This window comes from Haloferax sp. SDI50, from assembly GCF_059802635.1.
In genome coordinates, this window is record NZ_JBPULL010000002.1 from 149821 (window position 1) to 164967 (window position 15147).

General features: G+C 64.6%; 12 protein-coding genes. 5 read left to right on the forward strand and 7 right to left on the reverse strand.

Annotated features, from left to right (window positions below; genetic code table 11):
* Positions 1 to 6: 6 nt before the first annotated feature.
* Entirely contained in the window at positions 7 to 1845 is a 1839-nt protein-coding gene (locus ACSR87_RS15625; protein ID WP_498531179.1) for an IucA/IucC family protein, read from the forward strand.
* Positions 1846 to 2450: 605 nt separating this feature from the next.
* Positions 2451 to 3206 (forward strand): HTH-type transcriptional regulator XacR, encoded by a 756-nt coding sequence (xacR, locus tag ACSR87_RS15630; RefSeq protein WP_367996855.1) that lies wholly within the window; start codon positions 2451 to 2453, stop codon positions 3204 to 3206.
* A 291-nt stretch (positions 3207 to 3497) separates the two neighbouring features.
* Here xacR and xacF read toward each other — a convergent pair whose 3' ends face one another.
* Positions 3498 to 4946, reverse strand: coding sequence for a 2,5-dioxovalerate dehydrogenase (gene xacF, locus ACSR87_RS15635; RefSeq protein WP_115861463.1), 1449 nt, complete (start codon positions 4944 to 4946; stop codon positions 3498 to 3500).
* Between the two features lie 156 nt (positions 4947 to 5102).
* Between xacF and ACSR87_RS15640 the strand changes: the two genes are divergently transcribed.
* Positions 5103 to 6341 (forward strand): xylonate dehydratase, encoded by a 1239-nt coding sequence (locus tag ACSR87_RS15640; protein WP_004972176.1) that lies wholly within the window; start codon positions 5103 to 5105, stop codon positions 6339 to 6341.
* Between the two features lie 261 nt (positions 6342 to 6602).
* Here the strand turns inward: ACSR87_RS15640 and xacK are convergent, their stop codons facing one another.
* The 6 genes from xacK to ACSR87_RS15670 all read right to left on the reverse strand — a co-directional run bounded on the left by xacK (position 6603) and on the right by ACSR87_RS15670 (position 13263).
* Positions 6603 to 7754, reverse strand: a complete 1152-nt coding sequence (xacK, locus tag ACSR87_RS15645) for a xylose/arabinose ABC transporter ATP-binding protein XacK (protein ID WP_498531180.1) — start codon at positions 7752 to 7754, stop codon at positions 6603 to 6605.
* A 2-nt stretch (positions 7755 to 7756) separates the two neighbouring features.
* Positions 7757 to 8920, reverse strand: a complete 1164-nt coding sequence (locus tag ACSR87_RS15650) for an ABC transporter ATP-binding protein (RefSeq protein ID WP_498531181.1) — start codon at positions 8918 to 8920, stop codon at positions 7757 to 7759.
* A 3-nt stretch (positions 8921 to 8923) separates the two neighbouring features.
* The gene (gene xacI / locus ACSR87_RS15655) at positions 8924 to 9853 is read right to left on the reverse strand and encodes a xylose/arabinose ABC transporter permease XacI (protein WP_004061770.1); all 930 of its coding nucleotides are present in this window, start codon (positions 9851 to 9853) and stop codon (positions 8924 to 8926) included.
* A gap of 2 nt (positions 9854 to 9855) precedes the next feature.
* On the reverse strand, positions 9856 to 10809 hold the full coding sequence (xacH, locus tag ACSR87_RS15660) for a xylose/arabinose ABC transporter permease XacH (protein WP_004061772.1): 954 nt from the start codon (positions 10807 to 10809) through the stop codon (positions 9856 to 9858).
* A 54-nt stretch (positions 10810 to 10863) separates the two neighbouring features.
* On the reverse strand, positions 10864 to 12180 hold the full coding sequence (locus ACSR87_RS15665) for an ABC transporter substrate-binding protein (RefSeq protein ID WP_498531182.1): 1317 nt from the start codon (positions 12178 to 12180) through the stop codon (positions 10864 to 10866).
* Between the two features lie 318 nt (positions 12181 to 12498).
* The gene (locus ACSR87_RS15670) at positions 12499 to 13263 is read right to left on the reverse strand and encodes an NAD-dependent epimerase/dehydratase family protein (protein WP_498531183.1); all 765 of its coding nucleotides are present in this window, start codon (positions 13261 to 13263) and stop codon (positions 12499 to 12501) included.
* Positions 13264 to 13362: 99 nt separating this feature from the next.
* Between ACSR87_RS15670 and ACSR87_RS15675 the strand changes: the two genes are divergently transcribed.
* Together ACSR87_RS15675 and xacC are read left to right on the forward strand one after the other, a co-directional pair.
* Complete coding sequence (locus ACSR87_RS15675) at positions 13363 to 14124, forward strand: SDR family oxidoreductase (protein ID WP_498531184.1); 762 nt, start codon at positions 13363 to 13365, stop codon at positions 14122 to 14124.
* A gap of 143 nt (positions 14125 to 14267) precedes the next feature.
* A complete protein-coding gene (xacC, locus tag ACSR87_RS15680; RefSeq protein WP_498531185.1) occupies positions 14268 to 15143 on the forward strand; it encodes a pentonolactonase XacC in 876 nt (291 codons plus the stop codon).
* Positions 15144 to 15147 lie beyond the last annotated feature (4 nt).

Here is a 15147-nt window from a genome sequence, read left to right on the forward strand (position 1 = left end):
ATACCGATGAATCCGAACGACACCACGCTACGGGACGCACTGGACGCAGACGTCTGGGAGACGGTCGAACGCCGCCTCCTGACGAAGATGCTCGAAGAGTTCGCCTACGAGGAGATAATCGAGCCGCGGAAGGTCGACGCCGGCGACGACCGCCACGGCTACCGGTTCGACCTCGGCGAGGTGAGCTACCGGTTCGAGGCCGCCGACCGGCTGATGGACAGCCTCCACGTCTACGGCGACACGGTCGAGCGGCGGGCCGACGGGACGTGGGAGTCGCTCCGCGACCCCCTTCGACTGCTTCGCGACCTCGGAGAGACGACCGACCTCGACGGCCTGACCGAAGGGAACCTCGTCCGCGAGTACAAGCGGACGCTGCTCGCGGACGCCCACATCGAGTCGCGAAAGCGGGACCGGGAGGACTTCGACCCGACGGACCTCGACTACGCCCGCCTCGAAGGCGAGATGGAGGGCCACCCGTGGATTACGTACAACAAGGGGCGACTCGGCTGGGGCTACGACGACTACAAGCGGTACGCGCCCGAGCGCAAAGCGCCGGTGACGCTCTCGTGGGTGGCGGTCCGCAAGGAACACGCGACGTTCGTCGGGACCGAGGCGGTCGACCACGACTCGCTCGTCAGCGGCGAACTCGGTGATCACTACGAGCGCTTCCGAAGCCGTCTCGACGCGAAGGGGTACGACCCGGACGCCTACTTCTTCATGCCGGTGCACGACTGGCAGTGGGAACACACCGTCGTCCCGCTGTTTCCCGACCACATCGCGGCCGGCGATATCGTCCCGCTCGGTGACGGGCCGGACGAGTACCTCCCGCAACAGTCGGTCCGGACCTTCGTCAACGTCGACGACGCCGAGAAACACCACGTGAAGGTTCCGATGCGGATTCTCAACACGCTCGTCTGGCGGGGGCTTCCCGGCGAGCGGACCGAACTCGCGCCGACGGTCACGGAGTACATCAAAGGCATCTACGAGCGAGACGACTTCCTCCAAGAACAGGGGTTGATTCTCCCCGGCGAGATTGCGGGGCTCAACTACGACCACGCGGACTTCACCGACATCGACGGGTCGCCGTACCAGTACCACGAACTGCTGGGCGCGGTCTGGCGGGAGTCCATCTACACGTTCCTCGAAGACGACGAACGGGCGATTACGCTCTCGTCGCTGATGCACGTCGACGGCGCGGGCGAGCCCTTCGTCTCGCGGCTGGTCGAGCGGTCGGGGCTCAGCCTCGACGAGTGGCTGGGCGAGTTCTTCGACACCGTCTTGCCGCCGCTGTTGCACTTCCTCTATCGCTACGGAACGGTGTTCTCCCCGCACGGCCAAAACACCATCCTCGTCGTCGAAGACGGCGTCCCCACGCGACTCGCGGTCAAGGACTTCGCGGACGACGTGAACGTGAGCGACCAGTCGCTCCCGGAGTTGGAATCGCTCCCCGACGACGTGCACGACGTGCTTCGGAAAGAGCCGCCCGAAGGGCTCTGTCAGTTTATCTTCTCCGGGCTGTTCGTCTGCGTCCTCCGGTACGTCGCCGACGTGCTCGAAGAACACGAGTCATACCCCGAACGGGAGTTCTGGACGCACGCGCGACGCGCGATTCTCGACTATCAAGCGCAGTTCCCCGAACTCCAATCGCGGTTCGACCTGTTCGACCTGCTCCGACCGGAGTTCACGAAGCTCAGTCTCAACCGGAACCGCATCTTCGACTACGGCTACGACGACTCCCCCGGTCGTCCGCACGCTTCCGAACACGGAACGGTGACGAACGCGCTCTACGAAGTCACGGACGAGCGACCGGACGGCGCGAGTCAGACGGGCACGGCGGACGACTGACCCCCTGAGCGGGCCTCGAAACGTCGGCTCCGCCGACTGCCCTCTCCACTACCGAGTCACCACCGCGGAGCCAACCGTTCGTCCTCGACTACGGGTCACGACGAACGAGGGCCGTGGAACTGAACAATGGGGGCAAACCGATTCGAAAATGTCCATTAGACACACGATTACAGCATGAGACGGCATCTGCGTCCGCTAGTCGCGGCCACATATCCGAGACGAAAACAGCGCACGCAGGCACAAAAATAGACACCGGCAAGGACTGACAGAACCTCAACCCGGTGGTTACGGAAGATTCGAACAGCACCGGGAATTGTTTCGTCCGAGAAAGGGCAGAGAACAAGTGACGAGAGACAATCGTGAAATGAGGTGAGACCGACAATTGACCACAAGTAATATTGTGGTATGAGAGAATTATACTCGGGAGAGTAGTTGGTGGACAGACAGTAGTGACGTGATGAACCCCCGTTTCGAGAGACGGGTGACAACGGGAGGCGGTCGACCGGAGCACCCAGACCGGGGAGCCTCTAGAGAAACGTCCGCGTTCACCGCACCACCGTTCTCCCGACCAGAACACTTATTCAGATACTTGATAACGAATAATCATGGACGCCAAACACCCGGTTCGAACCACCGAGAAGACGCTGGCACTGGTCGAGGAGTTGATGCAGAAAGGACCCTGCGGGGTCACGGAACTGGCCGGCGACCTCGACATGGGAAAGAGCGCGGTCCACAACCACCTGACGACGCTCCAGAAACACGGGTACGTCCTCAAGGACGGCGACGACTACCGCGTCGGGTTGAAGTTTCTCGAAGTCGGCGGCCACAGTCGGAAGTCGATGGAAGTATATCAGGTCGCCGAGCCAGAGGTCAAATCGCTCGCCGCCGACACGGGCGAACTCGCCAACCTCCTCGTCGAAGAACAGGGGATGGGCGTCTACCTGATGCGAGCGAAAGGCGACGACGCCGTGGACCTCGACACCTACGCGGGCCTTCGGACGCACCTGCACACGACGGCCCTCGGGAAGGCGATTCTCGCGAACCTCCCGGAGTCGCGGGTGGACGAGATAATCGAGCGTCACGGGCTCGAACAGAAGACGCCGAAGAGCATCGGCACGCGGCAAGAGCTGTTTCAGGTGCTCGAAGGAGTTCGCGAGCGAGGCTACGCCATCGACGACGGCGAGCGTCTCGAAGGCCTGCGCTGTCTCGCCGCACCCATCAAATCGTCTTCCGGCGAAGTGCTCGGAGCCATCAGCGTCTCCGCTCCGGCTAGCCGCGTCAGCGACGAAGACCTCCACGGGGCGCTTCCCGAACGCGTCCTGAGCGCGGCGAACGTCGTCGAACTCAACATCAACTACTGACGCCCCTCGTTCGCTATCTCGGAACAGCAGCAGCCCCGCACGAATCATCGACGCAGGACCGTATTAACGTAGTTCCCGACGGACGATGACGATAGATGATTACACGAGTACGCTTGTAATTTTCACGACAATAGTTCTGTCCATGCTATTCTGATATAGAGAATAGGAAGGTGTCGAGCCGGAACGACAGCATCGGCGGGGGTGGGACACGAAGGAAGAGAGGAGAGGAGAGGAGGGAGCAAAATAACGAGGTGATGGCAGACGGTCGCCGTCGGTGACCGGGTGGGACGCTCAGTAGCTGTCGTAGACGGTCTTTTCGATGGTGTAGAAGTCGAGACCGGCGTCGCCCTGCTCGCGCCACGTCTCGGACGAGGAGCGCTTGAACCCGCCGAAGGGGACGTGGAGTTCGAGGCCGGTCGTCTTGTCGTTGACCTTCACCACGCCGGCTTCGACCTCGTCGACGAAGCGGTTCGCCTCGGTGTGGTCGTCGGTGACGATACTGGCCGACAGGCCGTAGTCGACGTCGTTCGCGACCGCCAGCCCCTCGTCGAAGTCACTCACTTCGATGACGGCGACGACCGGGCCGAAGACCTCCTCCTGTGCGATGCGCATGTCGGGGTCCACGTCGGTGAACACCGTCGGCTCGACGAAATGACCCGTCTCGACTGCCTCGCCCTCGGGGACGCCGCCGCCGGCGACGAGCGTCGCGCCCTCGGCCTCGGCGATGTCGATGTATTCGAGCGTCGAGGAGAGTTCGGACTCGCTGACCTGCGGACCCATCTCGTGGTCGGTACCGGGGCCGACGTCGAGGGACTCCGCGCGGTCGACGAGCTCGGCCACGAAGTCGTCGTACACGTCCTCGTGGACGATGGCACGGGAACAGGCCGTACACGACTGGCCGGTGGTTCCGAACCCGCCGTTGGCGACGATGTCGGCGGCTTCGGCGGGGTCCGCGGAGTCCGCGACGAGCGTCGGGTTCTTCCCGCCGAGTTCGGTCTGGACGCGCTTGCCGGCGTCTGTGGCCTGCTCGTACACCATCTCACCGACTTGACTGCTGCCGGTGAAGGAGACGAGGTCCGTGCCCTCGTTGCCGATGAACTCGCTGCCGACCGAGCTACCGGGTCCGGTGACGACGTTGAGGACGCCGTCCGGGAGGCCGGCCTCGTCGAGCGCGCGGGCGATTTCGATGACGACGCCGGGCGCGATGGAGGCGGGCTTGAGGACGACGGTGTTGCCGGCGGCGAGCGCCGGGGCGAGCTTCCACGCCGGAATCGCAATCGGGTAGTTCCACGGCGTGATGAGCGCCGCGACACCCACCGGCTCCTGCCGCGTGTAGAGGTTCGTGTTCGGCCCGCTCGCACCCTTCTTCGTACCGCCGAGGTCGGCCGCCTTCGACGAGAAGTAGTGGAAGATGTCGATGGCGCGCTGTACCTCGCCCGCCGCTTCGGGCCGCGCCTTCCCCTCCTCGGCGATGAGAATCTCCGTCAGTTCGTCCTTCCGCTGGGCGAGGAGCGTCCCCGCCTCGCGGAGGATGCGCCCGCGCTCGGGGCCGGGCGTGTTTCGCCACTCGTCTTCCGCCGCGACGGCGGCGTCAACGGCCGCCGCGGCGTCGTTCTCGTTCGAGTGCTGATACGCCGCGACCACTTCGCTCGGATTCGCGGGGTTCGTCACCTCGGTCGTCTCGCCGGTCTCCGAGGTCACCCATTCACCGTTGACGTAGTTTTTACTAGGGTCCGTCATCGGGTACACGTTCTGTCTTCCGACATACAACTCTTGCGAAGCTGTCACTATTTGTTGGCTGTCGACGACGGGGCGAGTTCGGGAGCGCGCGTCGGGGTGAGCGACGGACTACCGACCCACACACTTTTGTAGTGGCTTTCGAGATATACGTGCGCAATGGTTGAGCAAGCGAAGCTTAGCGACCCGAACGCGGAGTACACGATGCGCGACCTGTCCGCGGAGACGATGGATATCACGAATCCGCGAGGCGGCGTCCGCGACGCCGAAATCACGGACGTACAGACGACGATGGTCGACGGGAACTACCCGTGGATTCTCGTCCGCGTCTACACCGACGCGGGCGTCGTCGGCACCGGCGAGGCCTACTGGGGCGGCGGCGACACCGCCATCATCGAGCGGATGAAACCGTTCCTCGTCGGCGAGAACCCCCTCGACATCGACCGCCTCTACGAGCACCTCGTCCAGAAGATGTCCGGCGAAGGCTCCGTCTCGGGCAAGGTCATCTCCGCCATCTCGGGCATCGAAATCGCGCTCCACGACGTCGCCGGAAAGCTCCTCGACGTGCCCGCCTATCAGCTCGTCGGCGGGAAGTACCGCGACGAGGTGCGCGTCTACTGCGACCTCCACACCGAAGACGAAGCCAACCCGCAGGCCTGCGCCGAGGAGGGCGTCCGCGTGGTCGAGGAACTCGGCTACGACGCTATCAAGTTCGACCTCGACGTGCCCTCGGGCCACGAGAAGGACCGCGCGAACCGCCACCTCCGCAACCCCGAAATCGACCACAAGGTCGAAATCGTCGAGGCCGTCACCGAGGCCGTCGGCGACCGCGCGGACGTGGCGTTCGACTGCCACTGGTCCTTTACCGGCGGGAGCGCCAAGCGCCTCGCGTCCGAGCTGGAAGACTACGACGTGTGGTGGCTCGAAGACCCCGTGCCGCCGGAGAACCACGACGTGCAGAAGCTCGTGACACAGTCCACGACGACGCCCATCGCGGTCGGTGAGAACGTCTACCGGAAGTTCGGCCAGCGGACGCTGCTCGAACCGCAGGCGGTGGACATCATCGCGCCCGACCTGCCCCGCGTCGGCGGCATGCGCGAGACGCGGAAGATTGCCGACCTCGCGGACATGTACTACATCCCCGTGGCGATGCACAACGTCTCGTCGCCCATCGGGACGATGGCCTCCGCGCAGGTCGCCGCGGCCATCCCGAACTCGCTGGCCCTCGAATACCACTCCTACCAGCTCGGCTGGTGGGAGGACCTCGTCGAGGAAGACGACCTGATTCAGAACGGTCGCATGGAGATTCCCGAGAAGCCCGGCCTCGGGCTGACGCTCGACCTCGACGCCGTCGGAGAACACATGGTCGAAGGAGAGACGCTCTTCGACGAGGAGTAACGCGACACCGAGAGCGAGACTGTCCCACAGCGGCCGCGACAGCCTGACATACCACACCCATAACCCGGACGCACCACCGCGGGCGAGAACCGTGAGCATCTCTCGCCCCGCGGCGCGCCCGCCGCGGCCGCTTTTTCACTCGCCGGAGTTCGAGACCGGAGCGACGCGACTCGCAGTTGCAGTCGCGACGCTGACGGCAGATAACCTGACGGCTGACAGCGGCGCGCGAACCGCGGACGAAAAGGAAACCGCGGTGACCGGTCAGTTCGAGACGAACGCGTCGATGGCGCGGTTCGACGGGAGCTCTCGGTTCTTCAGCGCGTCGCCGGTCTCCCCGTCGAACAGGTGAATCGCGTCTTCGGGGAACGAGACGGTCGTGCGGTCGCCCGCTTCGACTCTCGACTGTCCGGTGGTGGTCGCGGTGAACTGGGTCCCCTCGTCCCCGTCGACGAATCGCAGGTGGACGGTGTTCTCGTTCCCCTGCGGCTCGACGACGACGACTTCGGCGTCGAAGGTGCGCTGGCCGGAGCGCCGCTCGCCAACGGTAACGTCCTCGGGTCGGATGCCGAGCGTGAGGCCGCTCGCGCCGCCGAGTTGGTCTCTGGTCGCGCCCGAAAGCGGGTAGTCGAAGCCGTCGCCGCGGAAGGTGTCGCCCGAAAGCGACCCGTCGAAGAAATTCATCGACGGCTCGCCGATGAAGCCCGCGACGAACAGGTTGTTCGGCCGATGATAGCAGTCCAGCGGCGTGCCGACCTGCTGGAGTTCGCCGTCGTCGAGGACGGCGACGCGGTCGCCCATCGTCATCGCCTCGGTCTGGTCGTGGGTGACGTAGACGGTCGTCACGCCGAGTTCGCCTTGCAGGCGCTGGAGTTCGGTCCGCATCTCCGCCCGCAGTTTGGCGTCCAAGTTGGACAACGGCTCGTCCATCAGGAACACCTCGGGGTCGCGAACGATGGCACGCCCGAGTGCGACCCGCTGCTGCTGACCGCCCGAAAGCTGTCCGGGTTTGCGGTCGAGCAAGTCGCTGATGCCGAGCATGTCGGTCGTCTCCTCGACCCGCTGGCGTATCTCGTCGTCCGGCAGGTCGGTCGACTCTTCGAGGCCGAACGACATGTTCCCGCGGACGCTCTTGTGCGGGTACAGCGCGTACGACTGGAACACCATCGCGATGTCCCGGTCCTGCGCGGACACGCCGTTGAGGACGCGGTCTTCGAGTCTGAGTTCGCCCTCGGTGACGGTTTCGAGCCCCGCCATCATCCGGAGCGTCGTCGATTTGCCGCAGCCCGAGGGCCCGACGAGCACGAGGAACTCCCCGTCGTCGATGTCGAGCGATATCTCTTCGACGGCGACGATGTCGCCGCCGCCCTCGTCGGTGTAAACCTTCGTTACGTCGTCGAGTGTCAATCGTGCCATGGCTACTGTTCGAGTTCTGTGAGGTCGGCTTCCTGGTCGTGTCGGCGGTTGTGCACCGCGGTTCCGGTCTCCGCGTCGAACACGTGAATCTTGTCCGGCGGAATCGTCACCGTGACGCGGTCGCCCCGCGTGACGAGGTGCATCCCCGCCGTGACCGCTTGCAGGGCGTCGTCGGCGGAGGGCTGGTCCGGGTGCGAGAGGTGGAGGACGTTCTGGTCGCCGTGGGGCTCCACGACGGTCACGTCCATCCGGAGTTCGTGGTCGCCCAGCGCGTCGTCGGCGGCGGTATCGTCGGTCGTCGCGTCAACGACCTCGATGTCTTCGGGGCGAATCCCCAAGACGAGGTCCTCGCGGCCGCCGACGGACTCCAGCACGTCCGCGTCGAGCGGGTACGAGAAATGCTCGCCGACGAACGTCGACTCCGAGCGCGTCCCGCGGATGAGGTTTATCATCGGCTCGCCGATGAACTCCGCGACGAACAGATTGTTCGGCTCGTGGTAGCACTCGAAGGGCGAGGCCACCTGCTGGAGTTCGCCGTCGTCCATGACGGCGATACGGTCGGCCATCGTCATCGCCTCCGTCTGGTTGTGGGTGACGTAGACGGTCGTGACCGCGAGTTGGTCTTGCAGGTTCTGGAGTTCGGTCCGCATCTCCGCCCGCAGTTTGGCGTCCAAGTTGGACAGCGGTTCGTCCATCAGGAACACCTCGGGGTCGCGCACGATAGCACGTCCGAGGGCGACCCGCTGTTGCTGGCCGCCCGAGAGTTCGTCGGGTTTGCGGTCGAGCAGGTCGGCGATGCCGAGCGTCTCCGCGACCTCGACGACGCGCTCGTCGCGTTCTTCAGACGTGTATCCCTCCTCTTCTTCCAGCCCGAACCGGATGTTCTGCCGGACGGTCATGTGGGGGTACAGCGCGTAGTCCTGAAACACCATCGCGATGTCGCGGTTCTGCGGGACGCGGTAGTTCATGTGGTCCCCGCCGATGTAGATGTCCCCGCTGGTCGGGGTCTCCAAGCCGGCGAGCATCCGGAGCGTCGTGGATTTGCCGCACCCCGAGGGACCGACGAGCACGAGGAACTCCTCGTCGTCGATGTCGAGCGAGAGGTCGTCGACGGCGACCGTGTCGCCGAAGCGCTTCGTCAGGTCGGTGAGTCGAATCTGTCCCATAGCTTAGGCCTCCGTGCGAAGTCCCTTCGCGAACTGTTCGGCGAACGCGACGTACAGGATGAGCGTCGGAACCGCCGCGAGGAACGCCGCGGACATCCTGATACCGAAGTCGATGCCGGAGGTCGACGCCCCGATTGCGGGCAGCACCAGCGTGACCGGTGCCGCGGGCGCGTCGGACCCGGTGACGAGCGTGAACGCGAAGAGGAACTCGTTGTAAATCTGCGTGAACTGGTAGATGAACACGACGCCGAACATCGGCTTCGAGATGGGCAGGATGACGCGCCGGTAAATCTTCGTGATGCTCGCGCCGTCGATTTTTCCGGCCTCCACGAGCGAGTTCGGGAGGCTCTGGTAGTACGACCGGAACAGTATCGTACAGATGGGAATTCCGTAGGCGATGTGGGTGATGACGAGCGGCACGAGTTCGGCGTGGTACCCCTGGAAGAAGGGTATCGACGCCACCATCGGCTCTAGCATCCGCGCGAGCGGGAAGATGTTGTTCCAGAAGCGCGCGAGCGGGACCAACACGGCCTGATAGGGGACGAAGACGCCGACGACGAACAGCATCAGCATACCCATCTGCGCCCGCCAGTTGACCATCGTGAGGCCGTAGGCGGCCATGCTCCCGAACAGGACGCTCCCGATGGTCGCCGGAATCGACATGATAAGCGAGTTGAAGAACGACCCCGAGAGCTGTTCGAGGGCGAACTGGATGTTCCCGAGGGTGAAGCCCTCACCGACCGGCGGGGCGAAGGGAAGCGAGCGAGCGACCGACTCGTTCGTCTTGATGGCGGTCATGATTCCCGTCTCCAGCGGGACGAGGAAGAACCCGAGGAAGAACACGACGAGCGCGTACTGGGCGACGCGCCGGAGGTTCACGTCCTCGACGAGCGATGCGACGTCGAAGCTGCCTGTGGATGACGACTGTGACATGGTCAGAGACTCCCCTGTTTGTACTGGTAGTAGAGGTACGGTCCGATGACGCCGAGCGCCATGATGAGAAGCATGGTCGCGATGGCGGCCGAGTAGGCCCACTCACCGAACTTGAACGCGCGGCGAACCATGAGCGTCGCCAGGATGTCCGTCCCGTTCGGCGGGCGGTAGCGGCCGACGAGGGCGTACAGGAAGGTGAAGGCCTTCAGCGCGAACACCATCAGCACGACGGCCGCGCTGACGGACGCCTCCTTCAGTTGCGGGACGATGATGCGGAGGTAGGTCCGGGTGATGCTCGCGCCGTCGACGCGGGCCGCCTCGAACTGGTCGTCGGGAATCGACTGGAGCCCCGCGAGGTAGACGACCATCGTGTACCCGCTGAACTGCCAGATGAGGGCGAATATCACCGCGCCGAGCGCGATTGATGGATTCCCCAGCCAGTCCACCGGATTGAACCCGAGTGTCGTCACCACGAGGTTGAGGATGCCGCTTTCGACGTTGAACATCCAGAGCCACAGTTGCGCGGTGACGACGAACGAGAGGCTCATCGGGAGGAGATAGACCGTCTGGAACTTCTCGGAAAACCGGATGCCGTGGTCCAACAGGATTGCGAGGAACAGGCCGAGTACCAGACAGATAGTCGTAAAGCCTACGAGGAGGACCAGATTGTTCTGCGCGGCGGCGATGAACGCGTCGCTCGACAGCGCCTGTGCGTACATCTCCAAGTCGAGCGTGGAGTAATCGGGAGTCCCGAGGCCCTCGTAGTCCGTAAACGAGATGGCGAAGTTGTAGCCGATGCCACCGTAGACGGCGATGCTCATGAGGACGAACGGTATTCCCCAGTACGGCGCGGAGCGGACGAAGTCGCTGTTGAGGAAATACCGGAGCTTCGACTCCCACCCGACCGCCTCGTCGGTCGCGTCAGAAACGTGCTCCGTGTTATCGTGTGTAGCCATGAATATACCTATATTTTATTTGTGTATACTGAGGGTGAAGTTTCAGCCGAGGTCTTACTCGGAGACCGCTGCGATGAGCGCGTCGGCGGTGGCTTCGACCTTGAACGGCCCCATGAAGTTATCGCCGAAGGCGGTCTTACACGCGCCCATCGTCTTGGGCGTGACGGCGAGACCGTGGGCGATGGTCGGCGGGTACGCCTCCGAGTCGGTGAGGTCCTCGTAGGTCATCGCGAGGAAGTCGGTCAGTTCGCTCGGGTCGATGTCGGTGCGGAGCGGAACCGACCCCTTGGGGTTGTTGAAGGCGATTTGCGCCTCCTTCGTGCCGACGAACTTCTGCCACGCGATGGTCTCCTCGCGGCTCGGGTTGTTGCTCGGTGCGACGATTGAGTCGACGTGGTAGAAGTAGATACCTTCCGTTCCCGGGAACGGTATCCAGTCCCACTGCTCTTTGTAGTTGAAGCTGTCGTCGGCGCGGAACATGCCGTACACCCAGTTGCCCTGATGGATGGTCGCCGCGTTCCCCGAGATGACCTTCTGGCCCGCCGTCGTGAAGCTGATGGACGAGGCGTCGGCGGTGATGTAGTTCTCGTTGATGGTCTTCAGCGCTTCGAGCGCCTCGACGACGGCCGCCCTGTCGGGGTTGCCCTCGATGAAGTTCGTGTACGCCTCGACGCCGCTCTGGCTCGTCAGAATCTGCGCCCAGAGCTGGAGGTTCGTCCACGGCGCGACCATCGCCTGCGCCATCGGTGTCACGTCCGTGTTCTGGTCGATGGCTTCGAGCGCGTCGAGGAGCGCGTCGACGCTGTCGAGGCTCGACGCGTCGATGCCGGCCTCCTCGAACACGGCGGTGTTGTAAAACAGGTTGTTCATCCGATGGGAGCCGATTGGGACCGCCGGCATCTGGTCGTTGAACTTACACAGTTCGACCGCGCGGGCCTGCATGGTGTCTTTGAACCCTTCGGCGTCCCACACGTCGGCTTCGAGGTCCATGAGCGCGCCCGAGTACCGTTCGAGGTTCTTGCCCGGCCAGTTGGCGAACGAACTCATCGGATTGTTGTTCGCGAGTCGCCGGAGAATCGTCGCGTTGAGGTTCACGTTCGCGCTCGCGCCGACCGCCTGGAAGTTCGTATCCATCTCGGGATGCTCCTCCTCGAAGGCCTCGATGAGCGCGGTGACCGCCGCCTCGCCGTCGCCGCCGGCCCAGCCGTGAAGCACTTCGAGCTGCGAATCCCACGAGCCACCGGAACTGCTCCCGCTCGTCTCGGTGTCGTCGGTGGAACCGCCGGAACCGTTCCCGTTTCCGCTCTCGGTGCTCTCCGTCTCGGTTCCGCCACCGCCGGTACACCCCGCGATGCCAGCGGCCGCACCCACGGTCAGGGCCTTCAAATATTTTCGGCGGTTTACACTTTCATCGCTACTATCATGCTCGACCATGTAGTACCCATGTTAGCTACCCACATATATAGGTTGTGGATAGCAGATAATGATATAAAAACGCTGGGTCCCAGCAACGCGCTGCGCGAGGAATTCGCCCCGAAAACTACCGAGCGAGAACCTGAACGGTCCTTCGAGAGGCGAACGAGACGCCGTTCGGGGTCGTGCGTCGTCGCCCGCGACACCGACTCGCAGTAGCAGTGCGTCGGCATCGACGAACGTCACTCCACGGTCGCTCAGCCACCTCCCTCTCGCTCACTCCACGACGGTCGCCGAGTTGTCTCGCGGGCGGTAGCCGATGGCGCGCATCGTCTCCGTGAGCGAGAGATATCGGTCGTCGTTCGCCGAGATGAGGTTGACCGCGAGCGGCGAATCGGGAAGCGACGCCTCGACGGCCCGGCGCATCCCCTGTTCGCAGTCGCCGGGGCTGAGCCACATCGCGCGGACGTAGCGCGCGACCGACTCCTCTTCGTCCATCTTCTCGCGGACCTCGTCGGCCGTCAGGAGCCATCCGATGCGGAGATTGAGCACTTCCAGTCCGTGTCGGTCCGCGTAGTAGTTGCCAAGCGCCTCACCGAACACCTTGCTCACGCCGTAGTACGAGTCGGGGCGCGGCGGGTCCGACACGCCGACCGCCTCGGCGTCGGCCGTTAGCGTCTCCGGTCGGGTCGCGTCCGCGATGTTGTACATCTGGTGGACGTGGTTCGTGCTGGCGAAGACGAGTCGGTCGATATCGGCCGCCAGCGCCGCCTCGTAGACGTTGTACGTGCCGCCGATGTTGACCTCGTAGACGCTGTCCCACGCCGCGTCGGGGTTCGGGTTGGCCGCGAGGTGGACGACGATGTCGTGGCCCTCGAACGCCTCGGTCAGCGCGTCTTCGTCGCGCACGTCGAGGATGACGCTGTCGAGTCCCTCGCGCTCGCGATGCGTGATAGGCGTCACGTCGTGGTCCGACGCCAGCGCTTCGACCGTGACTCTCCCGACGTTACCAGCCGCTCCGGTGACCGCAATACGTGCCATACGATGACAATCGACGGAAGTCTAATAAACGTGTTCCAAGCGGCCGTCACCAGATTCCCATGGGGAAACACGTATGCGGCAGGGTCACAATCACGGCGTATGGTCGACCGACCAACCGCCTTGGAAGACCCGCTCGACGGCCGGACGGCGCTCGTCACGGGTGCGAGTTCGGGAATCGGTGCGGCGACGGCGCGCGTGCTCGCCGAGGACGGCGCGGACGTGTGTCTCGCCGCCCGCAGAGTCGAACGACTGGAATCGCTCGCGGACGAGATTCGTGACGCCACGGACGCCGCCGTGAGCGTCGTGCCGACGGACGTGACCGACCCCGACGCGGTCCGGGCGCTCGTCGACGCGACCGTCGAGCGGTTCGGTTCGCTCGATATCGTCGTCTGCAACGCCGGCCTCGGCATCGACAAGCCGGTCGCGGAGCTGACCGACGAGGAGTACCGCCTGATGACCGGCGTCAACGTCGACGGGATGTTCTACACGGCCAGAGAGGCGCTTCCGCACCTCGAAGCGTCCGAGGGCAACCTCGTCTTCCTCGGGAGCATGTCGGGGAACCACCCGCGGCCGCACAACCCGGTGTACGCCGCGACGAAGTGGTGGGTCCGCGGGTTCGCGTCGAGCCTCCAAGGGGCCGTCGGTGAGGAGAACGTCGGCGTGACCTGCGTCAATCCGACCGAGGTTCGGACCGAGTTCGGCTCCGAGAGCGGCGAGACGCTCGAAGCGTCGTTCGAGGAGGGCGAAGTGACGGAGGCGATAGAGGTGGCCGACGCCGTCGCCTACGCGGTCCGCCAGCGGTCACCGAACACGGTGCTGTCGCTCGACCTCTATCGGCGCGACAAGCTCTCGCACTTCTGAGCGGCGAGAGCGCGGGGGTTCGGGGGTGCGACGGCACGGCGACACGGGGCGCGGTGGCGTAGCAGCACGGCGGCGCAGTGTCGGCGTGCCGCGCCTCGAAGACGAGGGAAGCGTATTTTGCGGTCGATTCCGAACGGTTGCTCATGACCGTCACGAAAGTGGTCGACACGTCGTGCCGACTCGGCGAGGGTCCGGTCTGGCATCCCGACGAAAAGCGGCTGTACTGGGTAGACATCGAATCCGGGCGACTCCACCGCTACGACCCCGAGACCGGGGCGCACGACTGTCCGGTCGAAACGTCGGTCATCGCCGGCGTGACGATACAGCGCGACGGGTCGCTCCTAGCGTTCATGGACCACGGGCGCGTCGGGCGCGTCGTCGACGGCGAACTCACGGGAGTGACCGAAATCGTCGACTCACCGACCCGGTTCAACGACGTCATCGCCGACCCCGCCGGGCGGGTGTTCTGCGGGACGATGCCGTCAGATACGGCGGGCGGGCGGCTGTTCCGCCTCGACACCGACGGAACGGTGACGACGGTCGAAACCGGCGTCGGAATCCCCAACGGGATGGGTTTCACCCGCGACCGCGAGCGGTTCTACTTCACGGAGACCGAGGCACACACCGTCTATCGGTACGCCTACGACGAAGAGACGGGAGCCGTCTCGGCCCGCGAGCGGTTCGTCGAATCGCCGGGGACGCCGGGGCTACCGGACGGCATGACGGTCGATTCGGCGGGGCACATCTGGTCGGCCCGCTGGGAGGGCGGCTGTGTGGTCGAGTACGACGCCGACGGCACCGAAATCGACCGGTTCGACGTGCCGACGGAGAAGGTGACGAGCGTCGCCTTCGGCGGGGCCGACCTCGATTCGCTCTACGTGACGACCGCCGGCGGCGACGGGGACGGGAGCGCTGGCGAGGGCGACGAGAGCACCGGCGACGATGCGGGCGCGTTGTTCCGCCTCGACGTGGCGGCGACCGGGCGGCCCGAGTTCCGCTCCGACGTTCGGTTGGGATGAGTCG

What these genes read in the sequence shown, in the direction of transcription:
- ACSR87_RS15625 (WP_498531179.1), top strand. Translation starts at nt 7, where the DNA reads ATGAATCCGAACGACACCACGCTACGGGACGCACTGGACGCAGACGTC.
- xacR (WP_367996855.1), top strand. Translation starts at nt 2,451, where the DNA reads ATGGACGCCAAACACCCGGTTCGAACCACCGAGAAGACGCTGGCACTG.
- xacF (WP_115861463.1), bottom strand. Translation starts at nt 4,946, where the DNA reads ATGACGGACCCTAGTAAAAACTACGTCAACGGTGAATGGGTGACCTCG.
- ACSR87_RS15640 (WP_004972176.1), top strand. Translation starts at nt 5,103, where the DNA reads ATGGTTGAGCAAGCGAAGCTTAGCGACCCGAACGCGGAGTACACGATG.
- xacK (WP_498531180.1), bottom strand. Translation starts at nt 7,754, where the DNA reads ATGGCACGATTGACACTCGACGACGTAACGAAGGTTTACACCGACGAG.
- ACSR87_RS15650 (WP_498531181.1), bottom strand. Translation starts at nt 8,920, where the DNA reads ATGGGACAGATTCGACTCACCGACCTGACGAAGCGCTTCGGCGACACG.
- xacI (WP_004061770.1), bottom strand. Translation starts at nt 9,853, where the DNA reads ATGTCACAGTCGTCATCCACAGGCAGCTTCGACGTCGCATCGCTCGTC.
- xacH (WP_004061772.1), bottom strand. Translation starts at nt 10,809, where the DNA reads ATGGCTACACACGATAACACGGAGCACGTTTCTGACGCGACCGACGAG.
- ACSR87_RS15670 (WP_498531183.1), bottom strand. Translation starts at nt 13,263, where the DNA reads ATGGCACGTATTGCGGTCACCGGAGCGGCTGGTAACGTCGGGAGAGTC.
- ACSR87_RS15675 (WP_498531184.1), top strand. Translation starts at nt 13,363, where the DNA reads ATGGTCGACCGACCAACCGCCTTGGAAGACCCGCTCGACGGCCGGACG.
- xacC (WP_498531185.1), top strand. Translation starts at nt 14,268, where the DNA reads ATGACCGTCACGAAAGTGGTCGACACGTCGTGCCGACTCGGCGAGGGT.